This is a genomic window from Agrococcus sp. SGAir0287, assembly GCF_005484985.1.
GTDB lineage: Bacteria > Actinomycetota > Actinomycetes > Actinomycetales > Microbacteriaceae > Agrococcus.
The window spans coordinates 1,960,977-1,978,478 of the sequence record NZ_CP027942.1; the positions used below are offsets into that span (position 1 = coordinate 1,960,977).

Sequence of the window (17,502 nt, forward strand, 5' to 3'; positions counted from 1 at the left end):
CGACCAGCCTGGCGCGCGTGACGAGTGCGGCGCGAGCGGTCGGTGGCCGCCCGTCGAGCGGCGACCGAAGGTGGACCGGGCCGTCACTCGCGCAGCGTCGCGCCCGTCCGCTCGGTCGCGAGGGCGAGGCCCGCGAGCTTCGCCTCCGTCGCCTGGGCCGCCGTGAGCGTGCGCTCCGCGTCGCGGAATCGCAGCGCGAACGTCAGCGACTTCCGGCCGGCGAGGTCGGCGCCGCGGTAGTCGTCGACGAGCGCGACGTGCTCGAGGAGCGCTCCCGCGCCCTCGCGCACCGCCGCGAGCACCTCACCCGCGGGCACGTCGGCGTCGACGACGACCGAGAGGTCCTGCGTCGCCGCGGGCGTCGCGCCGATGACCGCGGTGTCGAGGCTCGTGCGCGCCGACGCGACGAGCGCGTCGAGGTCGAGCTCGACGATCGCGACCTGGCGCGGCAGGTCGGCCTCGGTCGCGAGGGACGGCAGCAGCTCGCCGGCGACGCCGACGACGGCGCCGTCGAGCAGCACCTCGGCGGTGCGGCCCGGGTGCAGCCAGTCGCGCTGCGCCTGACGCACGTCGACCGCGAGGCCGAGCGTGCGGGCGACGCGACGGGCGACGTCGATCGCGTCGGCGACGCCGAAGGCCTCGCGCTGCTGGCCCGGCTGCTTCGCGATGCGCGCGCCGAGCAGCAGCGCGCCGACGTGGCGCGGCTGCACGGGCAGCGCGTCGAGCGAGGCGAGCACCGCATCGTCCGGGCGCACGGCGCCGGCCGGCACCGCATCCGTGCCGTGCTCGCCCTCGACGCGGAAGACGGTGCCGAGCTCGAACAGCGCGAGGTCGGTGAGCCCGCGGCCCACGTTGCGCTGCGCCGTCTCGACGAGGCCGGGCACGAGCGACGTGCGCAGGAAGGGGCGCCGCTCGTCGAGCGGGTTCGCGAGTCGCACGGGCTCGACGCCGACCCGACGCGCGTCGGCCTCCGCCTGGAACGGTGCGACGAGCACCTCGGTGAGCCCGCTCGCCGCGAGCGCGTTCGCCACGTTGCGCCGAAGGCGCTGCGGCCGCGTGAGCCCGCGGCCCGAGGGCGGCGAGGGCAGCACCGACGGGATGCGGTCGTAGCCGACGACGCGGGCGGCCTCCTCGACGAGGTCGACGCGCTCGGTGAGGTCGGGCCGCCAGGTCGGCGGCGTCACGCGCCACACGTGGGCCGCGCCGTCGGCGTCCTGCACCGTCGCGCCGATGCGCACGAGCGCGTCGCGCGTCTCCGCATCCGTGTAGTCGGCGCCCGTGATGCGCGCGGCGTCCTGCGGCGCGAAGGCGATCGTCGGCGGCGCGGGCACGTCGCCGACGGATGCGCCGAGCGGGTCCGCGGTGCCACCGGCGAGCTCGACGAGCAGGTCGACGACGCGCTGCGCCGCGACGGCCTGCAGCGCAGGGTCGACGCCGCGCTCGAAGCGCTTCGACGCCTCGCTCCACAGGCGGTGCCTGCGCGCGGTGCGCGCGACCGAGACGCCGTGGAACCACGCGGACTCGACGAGCACGTCGGTCGTGCGCTCCGACATCTCGGTGCGGTCGCCGCCCATGACGCCCGCGAGGCCGACAGGCCCCATGTCGTCGCAGATGAGCAGGTCCTCGGGGTCGAGCGTGCGGGTCGCGCCGTCGAGCGTCACGAGCGTCTCTCCCGCCTGCGCGCGCCGCACGGTGATGCCGCCCTGCAGCAGGTCGAGGTCGTAGCCGTGGATGGGCTGGCCGAGCTCGAGCATGACGTAGTTCGTGACGTCCACGGCGATCGAGATCGGCCGCATGCCCGCGAGCGTCAGCCGCTGCTGCATCCATCGCGGCGTCGCGCGCGTGGCATCGATGCCGCGCACGGCGCGCGCGACGAAGCGGCCGCAGCCGACGATCCCGCGGATGGGCGCGTCGTCGGCGACCGTCACGGGGAAGCCGCTGCCCTCGCCCGCCTCGATCGCGGCGGGGTCGCGGTACGCCCAGCCCGTCGAGAGCGCGAGCTCGCGCGCCATGCCGCGCATCGAGAGCACGTAGCCGCGGTCGGGCGTGACGTTGACCTCGACCGCGACGTCGTCGAGGCCGAGCAGCGCGAGCGCGTCGTCGCCGGGCTCGGCATCGTAGCCCTTCGCGTTCAGCCGCAGGATGCCGTCGTGGTCGTCGCCGAGCCCGAGCTCGCGCTCGGAGGCGATCATGCCGTCGGACACGTGCCCGTAGGTCTTCCGCGCCGAGATGGCGAAGCCGCCTGGCAGCACCGCACCGGGCAGCGAGACGACGACGAGGTCGTCGGGGTGGAAGTTCGCGGCGCCGCAGACGATGCCGCGCGGCTCCTCCTCGCCCACGTCGACCTGCACCCAGCGGATCGTCTTGCCGTTCTTCTGCGGCTCCTCGTCGAACGACAGCACGCGACCGACGACGAGCGGACCCGTGACGTCGCCGCCGTGCAGCGCCTCCTCCTCGAGGCCGACGCGCACGAGCGCCGCGTGGACGTCGTCGCCCGTCGTGCCGGCGGGCACGTCGACGAGCTCGGCGAGCCAGGACATGGGGGCGCGCATCAGATGACCATCCCGAACTGCTCGGAGAAGCGGACGTCGCCCTCGATCATGTCGCGCATGTCGTCGAGCTGGTAGCGGAACTGGAGCGTGCGCTCGATGCCCATGCCGAACGCGAAGCCCGAGTAGCGGTCGGGGTCGACGCCCGCCGAGCGCAGCACGTTGGGGTGCACCATGCCGCAGCCGCCCCACTCGACCCAGCGCGGCCCGCCGCGCATGCCCGGGTGCCAGACGTCCATCTCGGCGCTCGGCTCGGTGAACGGGAAGTGGTTGGGGCGCAGGCGGATGCGCGCCTCCTCGCCGAACATCTGCCGTGCGAGGTGCTCGAGCGTGCCGCGCAGGTGCGCCATCGTGATGCCCTCGTCGACGGCGAGGCCCTCGATCTGGGTGAAGACGGGCAGGTGCGTCGCGTCGATCTCGTCGGTGCGGTACGTGCGTCCGGGCGCGACGACGTAGACGGGCAGGTCGCGCGTGAGCAGCGAGCGGACCTGCACGGGGCTCGTCTGCGTGCGCAGCACGAGGTGCCTCGACGTCGGCTCGACGTAGAAGGTGTCGGACTCGCCGCGCGCCGGGTGGTCGGGGTCGACGTTCAGCGCGTCGAAGTTGTACCACTCGTGCTCGAGCTCGGGGCCCTCCGCGACCTCCCAGCCCATGCCGGTGAAGATGTCGCCCATCTCGTCCATGAGCATGGTGAGGGGATGCCGCGAGCCGGGACGCTGGTGCGTCGGCAGCGCCGTGACGTCGACGGTCTCGGCGGCGAGCCGCGCCTGCTCCTCGGCGACGGCGAGCTCGCCCTGACGGGCCTCGATCGCCTGCGCGACGCGTCCGCGCGCCTGGCCGATGGCGGCGCCGGCATCCTTCCGCAGCTCGGGGGCGAGGTCGCGCAGCGAGCCGTTCAGGGCAGCGAGCTCGCTCCCCTGCCCGTTGTGCGCGGTCTTGGCGGCTTGCAGCTCGGCGACCGTCGTCGCGGAGGCGATGGCGTCGAGCGCGGCCGTCACGGCGGCGTCGAGCCTCGTCGTCAGATCGGGGATGGACACAGTCGTCCATCGTATCCGCGGCTATGTGGTCGGCGCGCCGCCCTGCTGCTGGCCCTGGATGGCGATGAGCTTCGTCGTCGACGTGTCGCCGCCGGCCGCGCCCTTCTGCCGGGGCGTCGCCCTCGGGCCCTTGCTCACGCGGCGCTCCACGACGATTGCGATGTACGACAGCAGGAGGCAGAGCGCGATGTAGATGGCGCCGATCACGATGGTCGCGGGGATGATCGGGCGGTCGTACGTCGCCGCGGTGCCGAGCTGCCGAGCCACGTAGAGCAGCTCCTGGTAGGTGATGATGAAGCCGAGCGCCGTGTCCTTCAGGGCGACGACGAGCTGGGCGATGATGACGGGCAGCATCGCCCGGATCGCCTGCGGCAGGAGGATGAGCTGCATGACGCCGGACTTGCGCAGGCCGATGGCATAGCCGGCCTCCTTCTGGCCGTTCGGCAGCGACTCGACGCCCGCGCGGATGACCTCGGCGAGCACCGACCCGTTGTACGCGACGAGGGCGATGACGACCGCCTGGAACGGCGTGAAGCGGATGTCGATGACGGGCAGCGCGTAGTAGAGCAGCAGCATGAACACGAGCACGGGCACCGCGCGCAGCACCTCGGTGATCACGGCCGCGGGCACCCGGATCGCTCGGTGGTCGGACATGCGCGCGATCGCCAGCACGAAGCCGAGCGCGAGCGCTCCGATCGCGGCGAGCGCGAAGGCGGCGAGCGTGCTCACGAGGCCGGAGAGGATGCGCTGCCAGATGCCCTGGTAGCCGAAGATCTCCCACTTGGAGGCGTCGAACTGGCCGGTCGCGAAGAGGCGGTAGACGAGGAAGCCGACGAGGCCGAGCACGACGACGATCGTCGCGACGCCGAGCGCGGCGTTGCGCGCACGGGCGCGCGGGCCGGGGACGTCGAAGAGGACGGAGGTCTGGGTCATCGTGCGACCTTCCAGCGACGCTCGAGCGCCTGCTGCAGCCACGACAGCAGCAGCACGAGCGCGACGAAGAAGAGGGCGACCCACAGCAGCACGTCGAGGGCGTTCTCGCCGCGCTCGGAGAGGTAGCTGCGGATGGAGCCGAGGTTGAGCACGGAGAAGCCGGCGGCGACCGTGGTGTTCTTGAGCAGCGCGATGAGCACGCTCATCATCGGCGGCACGACCGCGCGCGCCGCCTGCGGCAGGATCACGAGCGTCATGACCTGGCCGAACGGCAGGCCGATGGCGCGTGCCGCCTCCGCCTGGCCCACGGGCACCGTGTTGATGCCCGACCGCAGCGTCTCGGCGACGTACGTCGCGGTGTAGAGGCCGAGCGCGAGCACGGCGAGCACGAGGTAGTCGGCGCCGCGGATGCCGAAGAGCGGCGGCACCGCGAAGGCGAAGACGAAGAAGACGAGCGTCAGCGGGGTGTTGCGCACCGTGTTGACGTACACGGTGCCGACGGCCCGCGCGATCGGCACGGGCGAGACGCGCATCGCGCCGACGACGAAGCCGAGCACGAGGGCGATCGCACCGCCGCCGAAGAAGAGGATGAGGGTGCCCAGCAGCGCCTCGCCCCAGAGGTCGAGGTTGCCGGTGAGGGCGTCGAGCATGCCGAGCTCCCTTCGTTCGCGAGATGGACGTGCGGCGGCGGGTCACCCCGCCGCCGCACGAGGGTGATCAGTAGCGGTCGACCTCGGGCTGCGTGCCCTCGACGCCCGAGTCACCGAGGTTGGCGTCGTAGATCGCCTGCCAGGTGTCGGGGTTGTCCTCCAGGAGGTCGTTGATGAAGGTGCGCAGCGCGTCGTCGCCGAGCGGCAGGCCGATGCCGTAGCGCTCCTCGCTGAACGGCTCGCCGACGACCTGGAGGTTGTCGGGGTCCTGCGCCGCGTAGCCGATGAGGATGGCCTCGTCGGTGGTCACGGCGTCGACCTGGCCGTTGATGAGCGCCTCGACGCACTGCGAGTACGTGTCGAACTCGGTCGTCTCGAACTGCGGGTAGTTGTCGCGGATGTTCTGGATCGGCGTCGACCCCGTGGCCGAGCAGATCGTCGAGCCGTCGGGCAGGTCGTCGATGCTCGTCACGTCGGAGTCCGCGGCGACGAGCAGGCCCTGGCCGGTCACGAAGTACGGGCCGGCGAAGTCGATCTGCTCCTTGCGGGCGTCGGTGATCGAGTACGTGCCGACGTAGTAGTCGATGTCGCCGTTCACGATCGCCTGCTCGCGGTTCGCCGAGGCGATCGACTCGAAGGTGATCTGGTCCTCGGAGAAGCCGAGCGACGCGGCGATCCAGCGCGCGATGTCGACGTCGAAGCCCGTGCGCTCGCCGGTGGCGGGGTCGAGGTAGCCGAGACCGGGCTGGTCCTCCTTGACGCCGATCGTGACGCCGCCGGCCTCGACCATGGCGTCGTAGGTGGGCGAGCCCTCGAGGTCGACGTTCTCAGCGACCTCGAACAGGGGCGCGTCGCCCTCCTCGCCCGAGCCTCCGGGGTTGTCGGGCGTGCCCGAGGCACAGCCGACGAGCATGGCCGCGGCCGCCGCGAGGGCGAGCACGGACGTGGTGCGAGTCATGCGCATGACGTCTCCTTAGCGTTTCGTGGTGCAGGTCAGTGGGTGATGAGCTTCGAAAGGAAGTCCTTCGCACGATCCGTCTGCGGGTTCGTGAAGAACTCCTCCGGCGTGCGGTCCTCGAGCACCTCGCCGTCGGCCATGAAGACGACGCGGTCGGCGGCCTTGCGGGCGAAGCCCATCTCGTGCGTGACGACGATCATCGTCATGCCGTCCTTCGCGAGGCCGATCATGACGTCGAGGACCTCGTTGATCATCTCGGGGTCGAGCGCCGAGGTCGGCTCGTCGAAGAGCATGACCTTGGGCTTCATGGCCAGGGCGCGCGCGATCGCGACGCGCTGCTGCTGGCCGCCGGAGAGCTGGGCGGGGTACTTCGACGCCTGGTGGGCGACGCCGACGCGGTCGAGCAGCGCCATCGCCTCCTCCTCGGCCTGCTTGCGCGCGACCTTGCGCACCTTGATGGGGCCGAGAGTGACGTTCTCGAGGATCGTCATGTGCGCGAAGAGGTTGAAGGACTGGAAGACCATGCCGACGTCGGCGCGGAGCGTCGCGAGGCCCTTGCCCTCCTTGGGCAGCGTCTTGCCGTCGATGCGGATGTCGCCGGACGTGATCGTCTCGAGGCGGTTGATCGTGCGGCACAGCGTCGACTTGCCGGAGCCGGACGGGCCGATGACGACGACGACCTGGCCCTTGTCGACCGTGAGGTTGATGTCCTTGAGCGCGTGGAACTCGCCGTAGTGCTTCTCGACGCGCTCGATCTCGACCAGAGGCTGCATGGGATCAGTCAAGCAAACCCCGTGTGTCGCCGATGTTTCGCACGAGCGATCGTCACCGAATGGTTATGGCGACGGCCCAGGTACCTCGATCGTCCGCATGGCCCCTCGTGCGGGATCAGCCGTCGGCGTGGGCGATCGCCGACTGGTAGAGGCACACGGAGGCCGCGGTGGCGAGGTTCAGCGACTCGGCGCGCCCGTAGATCGGCACGCGGACGGGCAGGTCGGCGAGGGCGAGGGATGCGACGTCGAGCCCGCGCGCCTCGTTGCCGAACAGCCACGCGGTCGGGCGTGCGAGCCGCTCGCGCACATGGGGCGCGGTGAGCTCGTCGCCGGAGACGTCGGCCGCGAGCACCTGCAGGCCGCGCTGGTGCGCCGCGAGCACGGCGTCCTCAGTCGAGACGCCCACCGCGTGCGGGATGTGGAGGATCGAGCCCGTCGTCGCGCGCACGACCTTCGGGTTGTACGGGTCGACGCTCGAGCGCGTCACGACGACGGCGTCGGCACCCGCCGCGTCCGCCACGCGGAGGATGGTGCCGAGGTTCCCCGGATCCTGCACCTCGTGGAGGATCGCGACGAGCGTCGCGCGCTCGAGCGCCCGCTCGAGCGTCGTGGGCTGCTGCCTGCACACTGCGACGACCCCCTGCGGGCGCACGGTGTCGCTCATCGCGGCGAGGGCGCGCTCCCCTACGAGCTCGAGGGCGTCGCCGAGGGATGCGGCGAGGTCGCCGTGGCGGTCGACGAAGGCCGTCGTCGCGAACGCCTCGACGATCGCGTCGGCGGCGATCGCCTCGCGCAGGGCGTTCGGGCCCTCCAACAGGAACAGCCCGGTCTCCGACCGGGCTGCTCGCTGCTGGAGTCTCGACGCCGCACGCACGCGCTCGTGGCGTGGGCTCTCGATCATGGGGTGCGCTACGCGGCGCTCTTCGGGGCCGACGTGTCGGCGGGCAGCGCCGCCTTCGCCGTCTCGACGAGCGAGGCGAACGTCGCGGGCTCGTTGACCGCGAGGTCCGCGAGGATGCGGCGGTCGACCTCGACGCCCGCCAGGTTCAGACCCTGGATGAGGCGGTTGTAGGTCAGGCCGTTCTGGCGCGACGCGGCGTTGATGCGCTGGATCCACAGGCGACGGAACTCGCCCTTCTTCGCGCGACGGTCGCGGTACGCGTAGACGAGGGAGTGGGTGACCTGCTCCTTCGCCTTGCGGTAGAGGCGCGACCGCTGACCGCGGTAGCCCTCTGCGCGCTCGAGGATGACTCGACGCTTCTTGTGGGCGTTGACTGCCCGCTTGACACGTGCCATTGCTGTTCTCCTACGTTCCTACGCGCTCAGCGACCGAGCAGCTTCTTGACGACCTTGGCGTCGGCGGGCGCCAGGACCTTGTCCTTGTTGAGGCGGCGCGTCTGGACCGACGACTTCACCTCGAGGTTGTGGCGCATGCCGGCCTGCTGCTTGCGGATCTTGCCGCTGCCGGTGACCTTGAAGCGCTTCTTCGCACCGGAGTGCGTCTTCTGCTTGGGCATGGATGCTCCTACTTCGATGCGGGCTTGGCGGCAGGGGCTGCCGGCTTGGCCGCGGGCTTGGCGGCAGCGGGTGCTGCCGGCTTCGCCGCGGAGGCTGCGGGCTTCGCAGCGGACGCGGCTGGCTTCTTGGGGCTCGCCTTCTCGGGCGCGGGGGCGTCGGCAGCGGGCTTGGCAGCTGCTGCGGACGGGGCGGAGGCGGGCTTGGCACCGAGCATGCGCGCGGCGGCCGAGGCCGCGGCTCCCGGACGCGCCGCCGGCGCCTGCGGCGCGCCGGAGCCGGAGCCCTGACGCGGCGTGCGCGGCTCGCGGGGCTCCCGCGACTCGCTGCGCTCGGCGCGGTCCTCGCGATCGCGACGCGGCGGACGGTCGTCACGGTCGCGGTCGCGCCCACCGCGCGACGGACGCGAGGAGGCCTGCTGGTTGGCCAGGCGCGCCGCCCGCGTCTCGCGCACCGGCTCGACGGCGCGAGCGGGACGCTGCGCCTCGATGGCGGCCTGCCGTGCGGCCTGCTCCTCGGCGGCGAGGCGGCGCTTCTCCTGCTCAGCCTCGCGCTGCGCCTGACGCGCGGCGTTCTGCTCAGCCTTCGCGTCGCTCTTGGAGCGCACCGGACCCACGATCATCGTCATGTTGCGGCCGTCCTGCGTCGGACGGTTCTCGACGACGCCCCACTCGGCGATGTCCTCCGCGAAGCGCTGCAGGAGCCGCACGCCCATCTCGGGACGCGACTGCTCGCGACCGCGGAACAGGATCATCGCCTTGACCTTGTCGCCATCCTGCAGGAAGCCCTCGGCACGCTTGCGCTTGGTCTCGTAGTCGTGCTCGTCGATCTTCAGGCGGAAGCGGACCTCCTTGAGGACCGTGTTCGCCTGGTTGCGACGAGCCTCCTTGGCCTTCTGCGCCTGCTCGTACTTGAACTTGCCGAAGTCCATGATCTTGGCGACGGGCGGACGAGAGCCGGGCGCGACCTCGACGAGATCGAGATCCGCCTCGCGTGCGAGACGCAGCGCAGCCTCGACGCTCACGATGCCGACCTGCTCGCCACTGGGGCCGACGAGGCGGACTTCGGGGACGCGGATGCGCTCGTTGATGCGGGGATCGCTGATGTGATGCTCCTGGTGCTTCGAATCGATGGCACGGACGAGGAGCCTTCGGGTCGCGAACGCGACCCGGCTCGGCACCCGCTGCCGTCACCGGCGGGGCGCCTGGACCCGGTAGCCTGGATGAGCGGCTGCGGGTGGGAGAGACTCCACTTCCATGAGCCTGGGCGAGCCCAGACCAACGGCCAGCATAGCAGAGGCCCGCGACGACGGGCCAGCGTCACGAGGGGACCCATCGGTGCAGGACGACGACCTGACGCGCGACATCGCAGAGGTGCCCGCGGTCGAGCTCATCAACACGGTGGCGATCCACCTGCTGAGCGCCGCCGCGGTGAAGCTGGGCCTCGGCGACGGGCCCGACGCGCAGACCGAGGTCGACCTCGACGAGGCGCGGAAGCTCATCAACGCGCTCGCCGGCCTCGTCACGGCCGCAGCGCCCGAGGTCGGCAGCATCCACGCCGCTCCCCTGCGCGACGGCCTGCGCTCGGTGCAGCTCGCCTTCCGCGAGGCCTCCGCGATCCCCGACGCGCCCGGCAAGGGTCCGGGCGAGCGGTTCACCGGCTCCGTCGTCTGAGGCTCGACCGCGCTCAGCGCGTGCGGTAGACCGCGACGTGCGGGCCGGACGCGATGCGCGTCGGCTGCGCGAGCCACACCACCTCGATCGCGACGTCCGTCACGGCGTCCTGCCACGCGGCGCGCCGCGCGCCGATGCCGGCGACGGCGTGCTCGAAGGCCGCTTGGACCGCGCCGCGGTCGACGCCGGGCGACGCGACGGCCCGCACCTCGAGCTCCCGTCCGCGCAGCCGAGAGGTGGGATCCGCGTCGGCGAGCGCCACCGCCTCGATGCCGTCGAGGGCCGCGAGCGGCGCGACGATCTCGGCCTGCACGACGGGATGCTCGTGCGGCGGCAGCCACGGCTCGCCCGTGAGCAGGGCGACGAGCGCGCTGCGGCGCAGCACGACCTCGGTGGACGATCCCGGGTCGACGACGATGCGTCCGGCGTCCTCGAGCGCCGCCGCCGCGCAGCGCTCGATCGACGCGGGCACGGGCCTCGCGTCCGGGCGCCACGCGCGCATCGCCTCAGCGCTCGACGTCATCGGCAGGATCGGGGCGCCGTCGGGACCCGCGACCGCCACGATCGACAGCTCCTGGCTCTTGTCGATCGTGCGCCCCTCGACCGTCGCCGTGTCGCCGGCCTCCGCGACGAGCGGCACGAGCAGCCGCGAGCCGCGCAGCGCCTCGACGACGGCGTCCACGGTCGCCTCGCCCGCAGCCAGGGCCGTCGCGGCGGACACGAACGCCGGCGGCGCGCTGCCGTCGTCGTCGGCGTAGGCCGTGTCGTGGTGCTGGAACGAGCGGCCGGCCCACGGCCTGCCGGCGGAGTCGCCCCGGCCGCTCACTTCCCCGCGACGTCGAGCGCCGCCTTGAGGGTGAAGTTGCCGGCGTAGAGCGCCTTGCCGACGATCGCGCCCTCGATGCCGATCGGCACGAGCTGGCGCAGCGCCGCGATGTCGTCGAGGCTCGACACGCCACCCGAGGCGACGATCGGCCGGTCGGTGCGCTCGGCGATCTGCCGCAGCAGGTCGACGTTCGGGCCGTTCAGCATGCCGTCCTTCGTCACGTCGGTCACGACGTAGCGGCTGCACTCGGCCTCCTCGAGGCGCTCCAGCACCTCCCAGAGGTCGCCGGAGTCCTGCGTCCAGCCGCGGGCGGCGAGCGTCGTGCCGCGCACGTCGAGGCCGACGGCGATCTGGTCGCCGTACTCGGCGATGACGTGCGCCGTCCACTCCGGGTTCTCGAGCGCGGCGGTACCGAGGTTGATGCGCTTCGCGCCCGTCTCGAGCGCCGCCTCGAGCGAGCGGTCGTCGCGGATGCCGCCCGAGAGCTCGATCTGCGCGTCGCCGCGCACGGCCTTGATGACCTTCTTGATGGCGCCGCGGTTCTCGCCGCGCCCGAAGGCGGCGTCGAGGTCGACGAGGTGGATCCACTCCGCGCCCTGGCGCACCCAATCGAGCGCCGCGTCGACGGGGCTGCCGAACGACTGCTCCGTGCCGGCCTTGCCCTGCGTCAGGCGCACGGCCTTGCCGCCGGCGACGTCGACGGCGGGCAGCAGCGTCAGGTGAGGAGCCTGCGAGAAGTCGGTCATGGTTCGCTTTCTTCGATCGTGCGACGAGGGGATGCTACGCGTCGCGCAGGGAGTCGACCCAGTTGGTCAGCAGGCGCACGCCCGCCTCCCCCGACTTCTCGGGGTGGAACTGCGTCGCGCTCAGCGGGCCGTTCTCCACGGCCGCGAGGAAGCGCTCGCCGTGCTCGGCCCACGTCGTGATGGGCCTGGCGATGCGCGGATGCGGGTCGATGAGCCACTCGGTCGCCGCGTACGAGTGGACGAAGTAGAACCGCTCGTCCTCGATGCCCGCGAAGAGCCTCGATCCCTCGCCCGTCGCGACCGTGTTCCAGCCCATGTGGGGCAGCACGTCGGCCTCGAGCCTGCGCACGGTGCCCGGCCACTCGCCCAGCGCCTCCGTCTCGTCGCGCCCCTCGAGCCCGCGCTCGAAGAGCACCTGCATGCCGACGCAGATGCCCAGCACGGGGCGACCCCCCGAGAGCCTCCTGCCGATGAGCTCGCCGCCGCGCACGGCGTCGATGCCCGCCATGCACGACGCGATCGAGCCGACGCCGGGCACGACGAGGCCGTCGGCCTCCATGATCGTGGCGCGATCGGCGGTGAGCGTCACCGACGCCCCGGCGGCCTCGAGGGCCTTCGCGGCCGAGTGCACGTTGCCCATGCCGTAGTCGAGCAACGCGACGGTGGCGCTCAGAGCGCGCCCTTCGTCGACGGGATGCCGGTCACGCGCGGGTCGGGCTCGACGGCGACGCGCAGGGCGCGCGCGAAGGCCTTCATCTCCGCCTCGGCGACGTGATGCGGATCGCGGCCGCCGAGCACGTCGACGTGCAGCGTCATGCGGGCGTTGTACGCGATCGCCTCGAAGACGTGGCGCACGAGCGATCCCGTGAAGTGCCCGCCGATCCGGTGCAGCTCGAAGCCCGCGGGCTCGCCCGCGTGCACGAGGAAGGGGCGGCCGGAGAGGTCGACGACGGCGCGCGCGAGCGCCTCGTCGAGAGGCACGGTCGCGTCGCCGTAGCGGCGGATGCCCGACTTGTCGCCGAGCGCCTCGCCCAGCGCGAGCCCCAGGCAGATGGCCGTGTCCTCGACCGTGTGGTGCGCGTCGATGTCCGTGTCGCCGGAGGCCGTCACGCGCAGGTCGATGAGCGAGTGCTTCGACAGCGCCGTCAGGAGGTGGTCGTAGAACGGCACGGTCGTCGAGATCTCGCTCGAGCCGGTGCCGTCGAGGTCGAGCTCGAGCTCGATGGTGGACTCGCTCGTCGTGCGGGCGATGCGTGCGGTGCGCATGGATTCGATCCTACGGTCGTGCGGCGGGCGCCAGACGCGCCACGGATGCGAGGAACGCGTCGGTCTCCTCCGGCGTCCCCGCGGTCACGCGCAGCGTGCGCGGGATGCCGACGTCGCGCACGAGCACGCCGTCGGCGAGCAGCGCCTCGAACGCCGCGCGCGGATCCGAGACGCCGCCGAAGAGCACGAAGTTCGCATCCGACGGGTACGGCTCGAAGCCGAGGCCCGCGAGCTCGCCGACGATGCGGTCGCGCTGCTCGCGCAGCTCGTCGACGCGGGCGAGCATCGTCGGCGCGTGCCGCAGCGCCGCGAGGGCGGCCGCCTGGGTGAGCGCCGACAGGTGATACGGGAGCCGCACGAGCCGCAGCGCGTCGACGACCGCGGGATCGGCGGCGAGGTAGCCGACGCGGACGCCCGCGAACGCGAAGGCCTTGCTCATGGTGCGCGAGACGACGAGGCGCTCGAAGCGCGGCAGCAGTGCGAGGGCCGTCCGCGACCGATCGTGCGCGAACTCGGCGTACGCCTCGTCGACGAGCACGATGCCGCGTGCAGCCGCGCATGCCGCCTCGACGACGTCGAGGCCGAGCGGCGTGCCCGTGGGGTTGTTCGGCGCGCACAGGAACACGAGGTCGGGATCGTGCCGCTCGATGGCCTCGACGACGGTGGCGGCGTCGAGGGTGAAGTCGGCGGCGCGCGGCTCCGCGACGTACGCCGCACCCACGCCCTGCGCGAGCAGCGGGTACATCGAGTAGGTCGGCGCGAACGACAGCAGGGTGCGCCCGGGCCCGCCGAAGGCCTGCAGCACGTGCTGCAGCACCTCGTTGGATCCGTTCGCCGCCCAGATCGACGCGGCCCCGAGCCCGTGGCCGAGGTAGTCGGCGAAGGCCTCGCGCAGCTCGGTGAACTCGCGATCCGGGTATCTATGCACGCCGGCGATCGCGTCGCGCACCGACGCGACGACGTCGTCGACGACGACATCCGCGATCGGGAAGGCGTTCTCGTTCACGTTGAGCCGCACGGGCACGTCGAGCTGCGGCGCCCCGTAGGGCACGCGGCCGACGAGGTCCGCGCGGAGCGGCAGATCGTCGAGCGAGGTCACCGCTCCAGCCTAGGCGCGCCAGGATGCGCCACCGCGCGGCCCTGACGCGACCGCGCCCCGTCCCGGATCGGGACGGGGCGCGTGCGATGGCCTGCTCAGCGGGTGTACTCGGCGGGGATCGCGAGCTCCTGACCGGGCTGGATCGCGCCGCCGATGCCGTTGATGCGCTGGATGTCGGCGATGACCTCGCGCGGGTCGACGTCGGGGGCGACGACCTCGGCGATCGACCAGAGCGTCTCACCCGGCTGCACGACGACCGTCTCGTGCGACACCTCGACGGCCGTCTGGCCGGCGATGGCGGTCGTCGCCTGCAGGACGCCGAGCCCGCCGAGGGCGAGCACGGGCGCGGCGACGACGATGGCGAGCGCACGTCGTCCGCGCGCCGTGATGCGCAGTGCCGGGGCCTGGGTGGCGATCGCGGTCATGGTCTGCTCCTCGTCTGCGTCGGATCGCGGGTGCGGCGCTCGGCCGGGAGCGTCGCACCCGCGTTCCATGATTCGAACGTACATTCGGATCATCCGTTCGTCAAGAGCCCGATTGCCCTGGATTCCCGGACGACACGCTCGAACACCCGTACCCTTCGGACCATGCCGTCGGATACGCTTTCGAACGAGACAGAGTCAATCGGCGACCACCGACACGGTCGTCGGCGAGAGGACGACGGGCCATGGCACAGCGGCAGCTGACCGAGAAGCAGACGGCGATCCTGCGCTGCATCCAGGAATCCGTGCGACAGCGGGGCTACCCGCCGAGCTATCGCGAGATCGGCGACGCCGTGGGCCTCTCCTCGCTCTCGAGCGTCACGCACCAGCTCGGGCAGCTCGAGCTCGCCGGCGCCATCCGCCGCGACCCGGCGCGGCCGCGCGCCATCGAGGTGCTCGTCGAGGCCGACGACCCGGCGGACGCGGCGGGCACGGATCCGACGGCCTACGTGCCGCTCGTCGGCCGCATCGCCGCCGGCGTGCCGATCACCGCCGAGCAGCAGGTCGAGGAGATCTTCCCCCTGCCGCGCTCCCTCGTCGGCTCGAGCCAGGACCTCTTCATGCTCAAGGTCGTCGGCGACTCGATGATCGACGCCGCGATCTGCGACGGCGACTGGGTCGTCGTTGCGCAGCAGTCGACCGCCGAGAACGGCGACATCGTCGCGGCGATGCTCGACGAGGAGGCGACGGTCAAGGTGTTCCGTCAGCGCGACGGCCACACGTGGCTGCTGCCGCGCAACTCGGCGTTCGAGCCCATCCTCGGCGACGAGGCCGTCGTGCTCGGTCGCGTCGTCGCGGTGCTGCGCTCCGTCTGACGCCCACGTGCGAGGAGGCCGGTCGGGATCGATCCCGACCGGCCTCCTCGCGTCTCGTCAGCGCGCCGGCAGGACGCGGAACTCCTCGAGGCCGTCGACGGCGTCCTCGGTCACGAGGACGTCGAGCCGCGTGCCCGTCTCCTCGTAGGTCTCGCGCTCGATCGTGGCGCGCTCGTGAAGGCGCGAGACGACCTCGCCGCGGTCGAACGGCACGAGGAGCGACATCGCGATCGTGGGCCGCGGCAGCAGCTCGGCGATCCGCTCGCGCAGCTCGTCGATGCCCCTGCCCGTGCGAGCGGACACGAAGATCGCCGACGGCACGAGCCCGCGCAGCACCAGGAGCTCGTCGTCGCCCACGAGGTCGGCCTTGTTGAAGGCGACGACCTCCGGGATGTCGCGCGCGCCCGTCTCGCCGATGACGTCGCGCACCGTGGCGAGCTGCGCGGCAGGGTCCGGATGGCTCGCGTCCACGACGTGCACGATGACGTCGGCGTCGGCGACCTCCTCGAGCGTCGAGCGGAACGCCTCGACCAGCTGGTGCGGCAGGTTGCGCACGAAGCCGACGGTGTCGGCGAGCGTGTAGAGGCGTCCGTCGGGCGTCTCGGTGCGGCGCACCGTCGCGTCGAGCGTCGCGAACAGCGCGTTCTCGACGAGGACGCCCGCGTTCGTGAGCCGGTTGAGGAGGCTCGACTTGCCCGCGTTCGTGTAGCCGGCGATCGCGACCGACGGCACCTCGAAGCGGTCGCGGTTCGCGCGCTTCGCCTGACGAGCGGGAGCGAAGCCCTTGATCTGGGTGCGCAGCCGCGCCATGCGGTTGCGGATGCGACGGCGATCGAGCTCGATCTTCGTCTCGCCGGGTCCGCGCGAGCCCATGCCGGCGCCCTGCCCGCCGACCTGACCACCGGCCTGGCGCGACATCGACTCGCCCCAGCCGCGCAGGCGCGGCAGGAGGTACTCGAGCTGCGCGAGCTCGACCTGCGCCTTGCCCTCGCGGCTCTTCGCGTGTTGGCTGAAGATGTCGAGGATGACGGCGGTGCGGTCGATGACCTTCACCTTCACGACGTCCTCGAGCGCGCGGCGCTGGCTCGGCGCGAGCTCCGTGTCGGCGATGACGGTGTCGGCGCCGGTCTCGCGGACGAGCTCGGCGAGCTCCTGCGCCTTGCCGCGCCCCACGTAGGTCGCGGGGTCCGGCGTCGGACGACGCTGCAGCACGCCGTCGAGCACGACCGCGCCGGCGGTCTCGGCGAGCGCTGCGAGCTCCCGCATCGAGTTCTCGGCATCGTCGACGCCGCCGGCGTGCACGCCCACGAGCACCACGTTCTCGAGGCGCAGCTGCCGGTACTCGACCTCGGTGACGTCCTCGAGCTCCGTGCGCAGGCCCGAGACGCGGCGCAGCGCGGCGCGGTCCGCGCGCTCGAGCTGGTCGCCGTCGAAGTCGCCGTCGGCCGCGTCCGCGCCGAGCGCCTGCGCAGCGCGGTCGAGCAGGCGCTCATCGCCGGGATCCGCCCACTCGAGGATCCGGTCGACGCGCGATGTGCCCTCCGCCATGCTCTTCCTCCACTACGGTCGGCTGGGTGACCGACCACTACTTCTCCGCCGCCTCCGGCGACGCCCCCACGCGCGAGGTGCGCGCGACCCTCGCGGGGCGCGAGCACTCCCTGCTCACGGCGCCCGGGGTGTTCTCGGGCGACGGCCTCGACGTCGGCACGGCCGTGCTGCTCGACGAGACCCCGCAGCCGCCGCAGTCGGGCGACCTGCTCGACCTCGGCGCCGGCTGGGGGCCGATCGCCCTCTCGCTCGCGCTTCGCGCCCCTGAGGCGCGGGTGTGGGCGGTGGATGTGAATCCGAGGGCGGTCGACCTCGTCCGGCGCAATGCCGAGCGTGTCAGCGTAGCAAACGTCGCTCCCGCGCTGCCTGCCGACGTGCCCGATGTTCGCTTCCAGGGGATCTGGTCGAATCCCCCGATCCGCATTGGCAAGCAGCAGCTCCACGAGCTGCTGCTGACGTGGCTGCCCCGGCTCGAGGTCGGCGCCGAGGCGTGGCTCGTGGTGCAGAAGCACCTGGGATCCGACTCGTTGCTGCGCTGGCTCGACGAGCAGGAGGGCCTCGCCGCCGAGCGCTGGACGTCGAAGAAGACCTTCCGCATCCTGCGCATCGAGCGCACCGAGGGCTGATCGGCG

At 72.3% G+C, this 17,502-nt stretch carries 20 protein-coding genes; 3 read left to right on the forward strand and 17 right to left on the reverse strand.

Annotation, left to right across the window (positions count from 1 at the left end; translation table 11 throughout):
• Window positions 1-83: 83 nt before the first annotated feature.
• From pheT to infC, 10 genes are all read right to left on the reverse strand, one after another.
• The gene (gene pheT / locus C1N71_RS09320; protein ID WP_137756138.1) at window positions 84-2,552 is read right to left on the reverse strand and encodes a phenylalanine--tRNA ligase subunit beta; all 2,469 of its coding nucleotides are present in this window, start codon (window positions 2,550-2,552) and stop codon (window positions 84-86) included.
• A complete protein-coding gene (pheS, locus tag C1N71_RS09325) occupies window positions 2,552-3,586 on the reverse strand; it encodes a phenylalanine--tRNA ligase subunit alpha (protein ID WP_137756139.1) in 1,035 nt (344 codons plus the stop codon). The genes pheT and pheS overlap by 1 nt, the downstream gene beginning before the upstream one ends.
• Window positions 3,587-3,607: 21 nt before the next feature.
• Window positions 3,608-4,519: an amino acid ABC transporter permease gene (locus C1N71_RS09330; protein ID WP_175414171.1), complete on the reverse strand. Its 912-nt coding sequence runs from the start codon at window positions 4,517-4,519 to the stop codon at window positions 3,608-3,610.
• Window positions 4,516-5,169: an amino acid ABC transporter permease gene (locus C1N71_RS09335; RefSeq protein WP_137756140.1), complete on the reverse strand. Its 654-nt coding sequence runs from the start codon at window positions 5,167-5,169 to the stop codon at window positions 4,516-4,518. Before C1N71_RS09335 ends, C1N71_RS09330 begins: the two co-directional genes overlap by 4 nt.
• A 67-nt stretch (window positions 5,170-5,236) precedes the next feature.
• A complete protein-coding gene (locus C1N71_RS09340) occupies window positions 5,237-6,133 on the reverse strand; it encodes a glutamate ABC transporter substrate-binding protein (RefSeq protein ID WP_137756141.1) in 897 nt (298 codons plus the stop codon).
• Between the two features lie 29 nt (window positions 6,134-6,162).
• Entirely contained in the window at window positions 6,163-6,900 is a 738-nt protein-coding gene (locus tag C1N71_RS09345) for an amino acid ABC transporter ATP-binding protein (protein WP_137756142.1), read from the reverse strand.
• Window positions 6,901-7,015: 115 nt separating this feature from the next.
• Window positions 7,016-7,801 carry a TrmH family RNA methyltransferase gene (locus tag C1N71_RS09350; protein WP_137756143.1) on the reverse strand — a complete coding sequence of 262 codons (786 nt, stop codon included), beginning with the start codon at window positions 7,799-7,801 and terminating at the stop codon, window positions 7,016-7,018.
• A gap of 8 nt (window positions 7,802-7,809) precedes the next feature.
• The gene (rplT, locus tag C1N71_RS09355; protein WP_137756144.1) at window positions 7,810-8,196 is read right to left on the reverse strand and encodes a 50S ribosomal protein L20; all 387 of its coding nucleotides are present in this window, start codon (window positions 8,194-8,196) and stop codon (window positions 7,810-7,812) included.
• A 26-nt stretch (window positions 8,197-8,222) separates the two neighbouring features.
• The gene (gene rpmI, locus C1N71_RS09360) at window positions 8,223-8,417 is read right to left on the reverse strand and encodes a 50S ribosomal protein L35 (RefSeq protein ID WP_137756145.1); all 195 of its coding nucleotides are present in this window, start codon (window positions 8,415-8,417) and stop codon (window positions 8,223-8,225) included.
• A gap of 8 nt (window positions 8,418-8,425) precedes the next feature.
• Window positions 8,426-9,595 carry a translation initiation factor IF-3 gene (gene infC / locus C1N71_RS09365; RefSeq protein WP_254677967.1) on the reverse strand — a complete coding sequence of 390 codons (1,170 nt, stop codon included), beginning with the start codon at window positions 9,593-9,595 and terminating at the stop codon, window positions 8,426-8,428.
• Between the two features lie 157 nt (window positions 9,596-9,752).
• Here infC and C1N71_RS09370 point away from each other — a divergent pair, with 157 nt between their 5' ends.
• On the forward strand, window positions 9,753-10,088 hold the full coding sequence (locus C1N71_RS09370) for a DUF1844 domain-containing protein (protein ID WP_137756146.1): 336 nt from the start codon (window positions 9,753-9,755) through the stop codon (window positions 10,086-10,088).
• Window positions 10,089-10,101: 13 nt separating this feature from the next.
• Here C1N71_RS09370 and C1N71_RS09375 read toward each other — a convergent pair whose 3' ends face one another.
• The 6 genes from C1N71_RS09375 to C1N71_RS09400 all read right to left on the reverse strand — a co-directional run bounded on the left by C1N71_RS09375 (window position 10,102) and on the right by C1N71_RS09400 (window position 14,450).
• Window positions 10,102-10,914 carry an SseB family protein gene (locus tag C1N71_RS09375; protein ID WP_137756147.1) on the reverse strand — a complete coding sequence of 271 codons (813 nt, stop codon included), beginning with the start codon at window positions 10,912-10,914 and terminating at the stop codon, window positions 10,102-10,104.
• Window positions 10,911-11,660 carry a bifunctional 1-(5-phosphoribosyl)-5-((5-phosphoribosylamino)methylideneamino)imidazole-4-carboxamide isomerase/phosphoribosylanthranilate isomerase PriA gene (priA, locus tag C1N71_RS09380; RefSeq protein ID WP_137756148.1) on the reverse strand — a complete coding sequence of 250 codons (750 nt, stop codon included), beginning with the start codon at window positions 11,658-11,660 and terminating at the stop codon, window positions 10,911-10,913. The genes C1N71_RS09375 and priA overlap by 4 nt, the downstream gene beginning before the upstream one ends.
• Before the next feature lie 34 nt (window positions 11,661-11,694).
• Window positions 11,695-12,300, reverse strand: a complete 606-nt coding sequence (gene hisH / locus C1N71_RS09385) for an imidazole glycerol phosphate synthase subunit HisH (RefSeq protein ID WP_137757290.1) — start codon at window positions 12,298-12,300, stop codon at window positions 11,695-11,697.
• A gap of 29 nt (window positions 12,301-12,329) precedes the next feature.
• Entirely contained in the window at window positions 12,330-12,926 is a 597-nt protein-coding gene (hisB, locus tag C1N71_RS09390; protein ID WP_137756149.1) for an imidazoleglycerol-phosphate dehydratase HisB, read from the reverse strand.
• A 10-nt stretch (window positions 12,927-12,936) separates the two neighbouring features.
• Window positions 12,937-14,025 (reverse strand): histidinol-phosphate transaminase, encoded by a 1,089-nt coding sequence (locus tag C1N71_RS09395; protein ID WP_137756150.1) that lies wholly within the window; start codon window positions 14,023-14,025, stop codon window positions 12,937-12,939.
• A gap of 95 nt (window positions 14,026-14,120) precedes the next feature.
• Entirely contained in the window at window positions 14,121-14,450 is a 330-nt protein-coding gene (locus C1N71_RS09400; RefSeq protein WP_137756151.1) for a LysM peptidoglycan-binding domain-containing protein, read from the reverse strand.
• 242 nt (window positions 14,451-14,692) lie between these two features.
• On the opposite strand from C1N71_RS09400, the gene lexA reads away from it, so the two are divergent.
• Window positions 14,693-15,322 (forward strand): transcriptional repressor LexA, encoded by a 630-nt coding sequence (lexA, locus tag C1N71_RS09405; protein ID WP_137756152.1) that lies wholly within the window; start codon window positions 14,693-14,695, stop codon window positions 15,320-15,322.
• A 57-nt stretch (window positions 15,323-15,379) separates the two neighbouring features.
• Here lexA and hflX read toward each other — a convergent pair whose 3' ends face one another.
• Window positions 15,380-16,870 (reverse strand): GTPase HflX, encoded by a 1,491-nt coding sequence (hflX, locus tag C1N71_RS09410; RefSeq protein ID WP_137756153.1) that lies wholly within the window; start codon window positions 16,868-16,870, stop codon window positions 15,380-15,382.
• Here hflX and C1N71_RS09415 point away from each other — a divergent pair.
• Window positions 16,855-17,496 (forward strand): class I SAM-dependent methyltransferase, encoded by a 642-nt coding sequence (locus tag C1N71_RS09415; RefSeq protein ID WP_137756154.1) that lies wholly within the window; start codon window positions 16,855-16,857, stop codon window positions 17,494-17,496. The two genes, hflX and C1N71_RS09415, sit on opposite strands and share 16 nt — an antisense overlap.
• Window positions 17,497-17,502 lie beyond the last annotated feature (6 nt).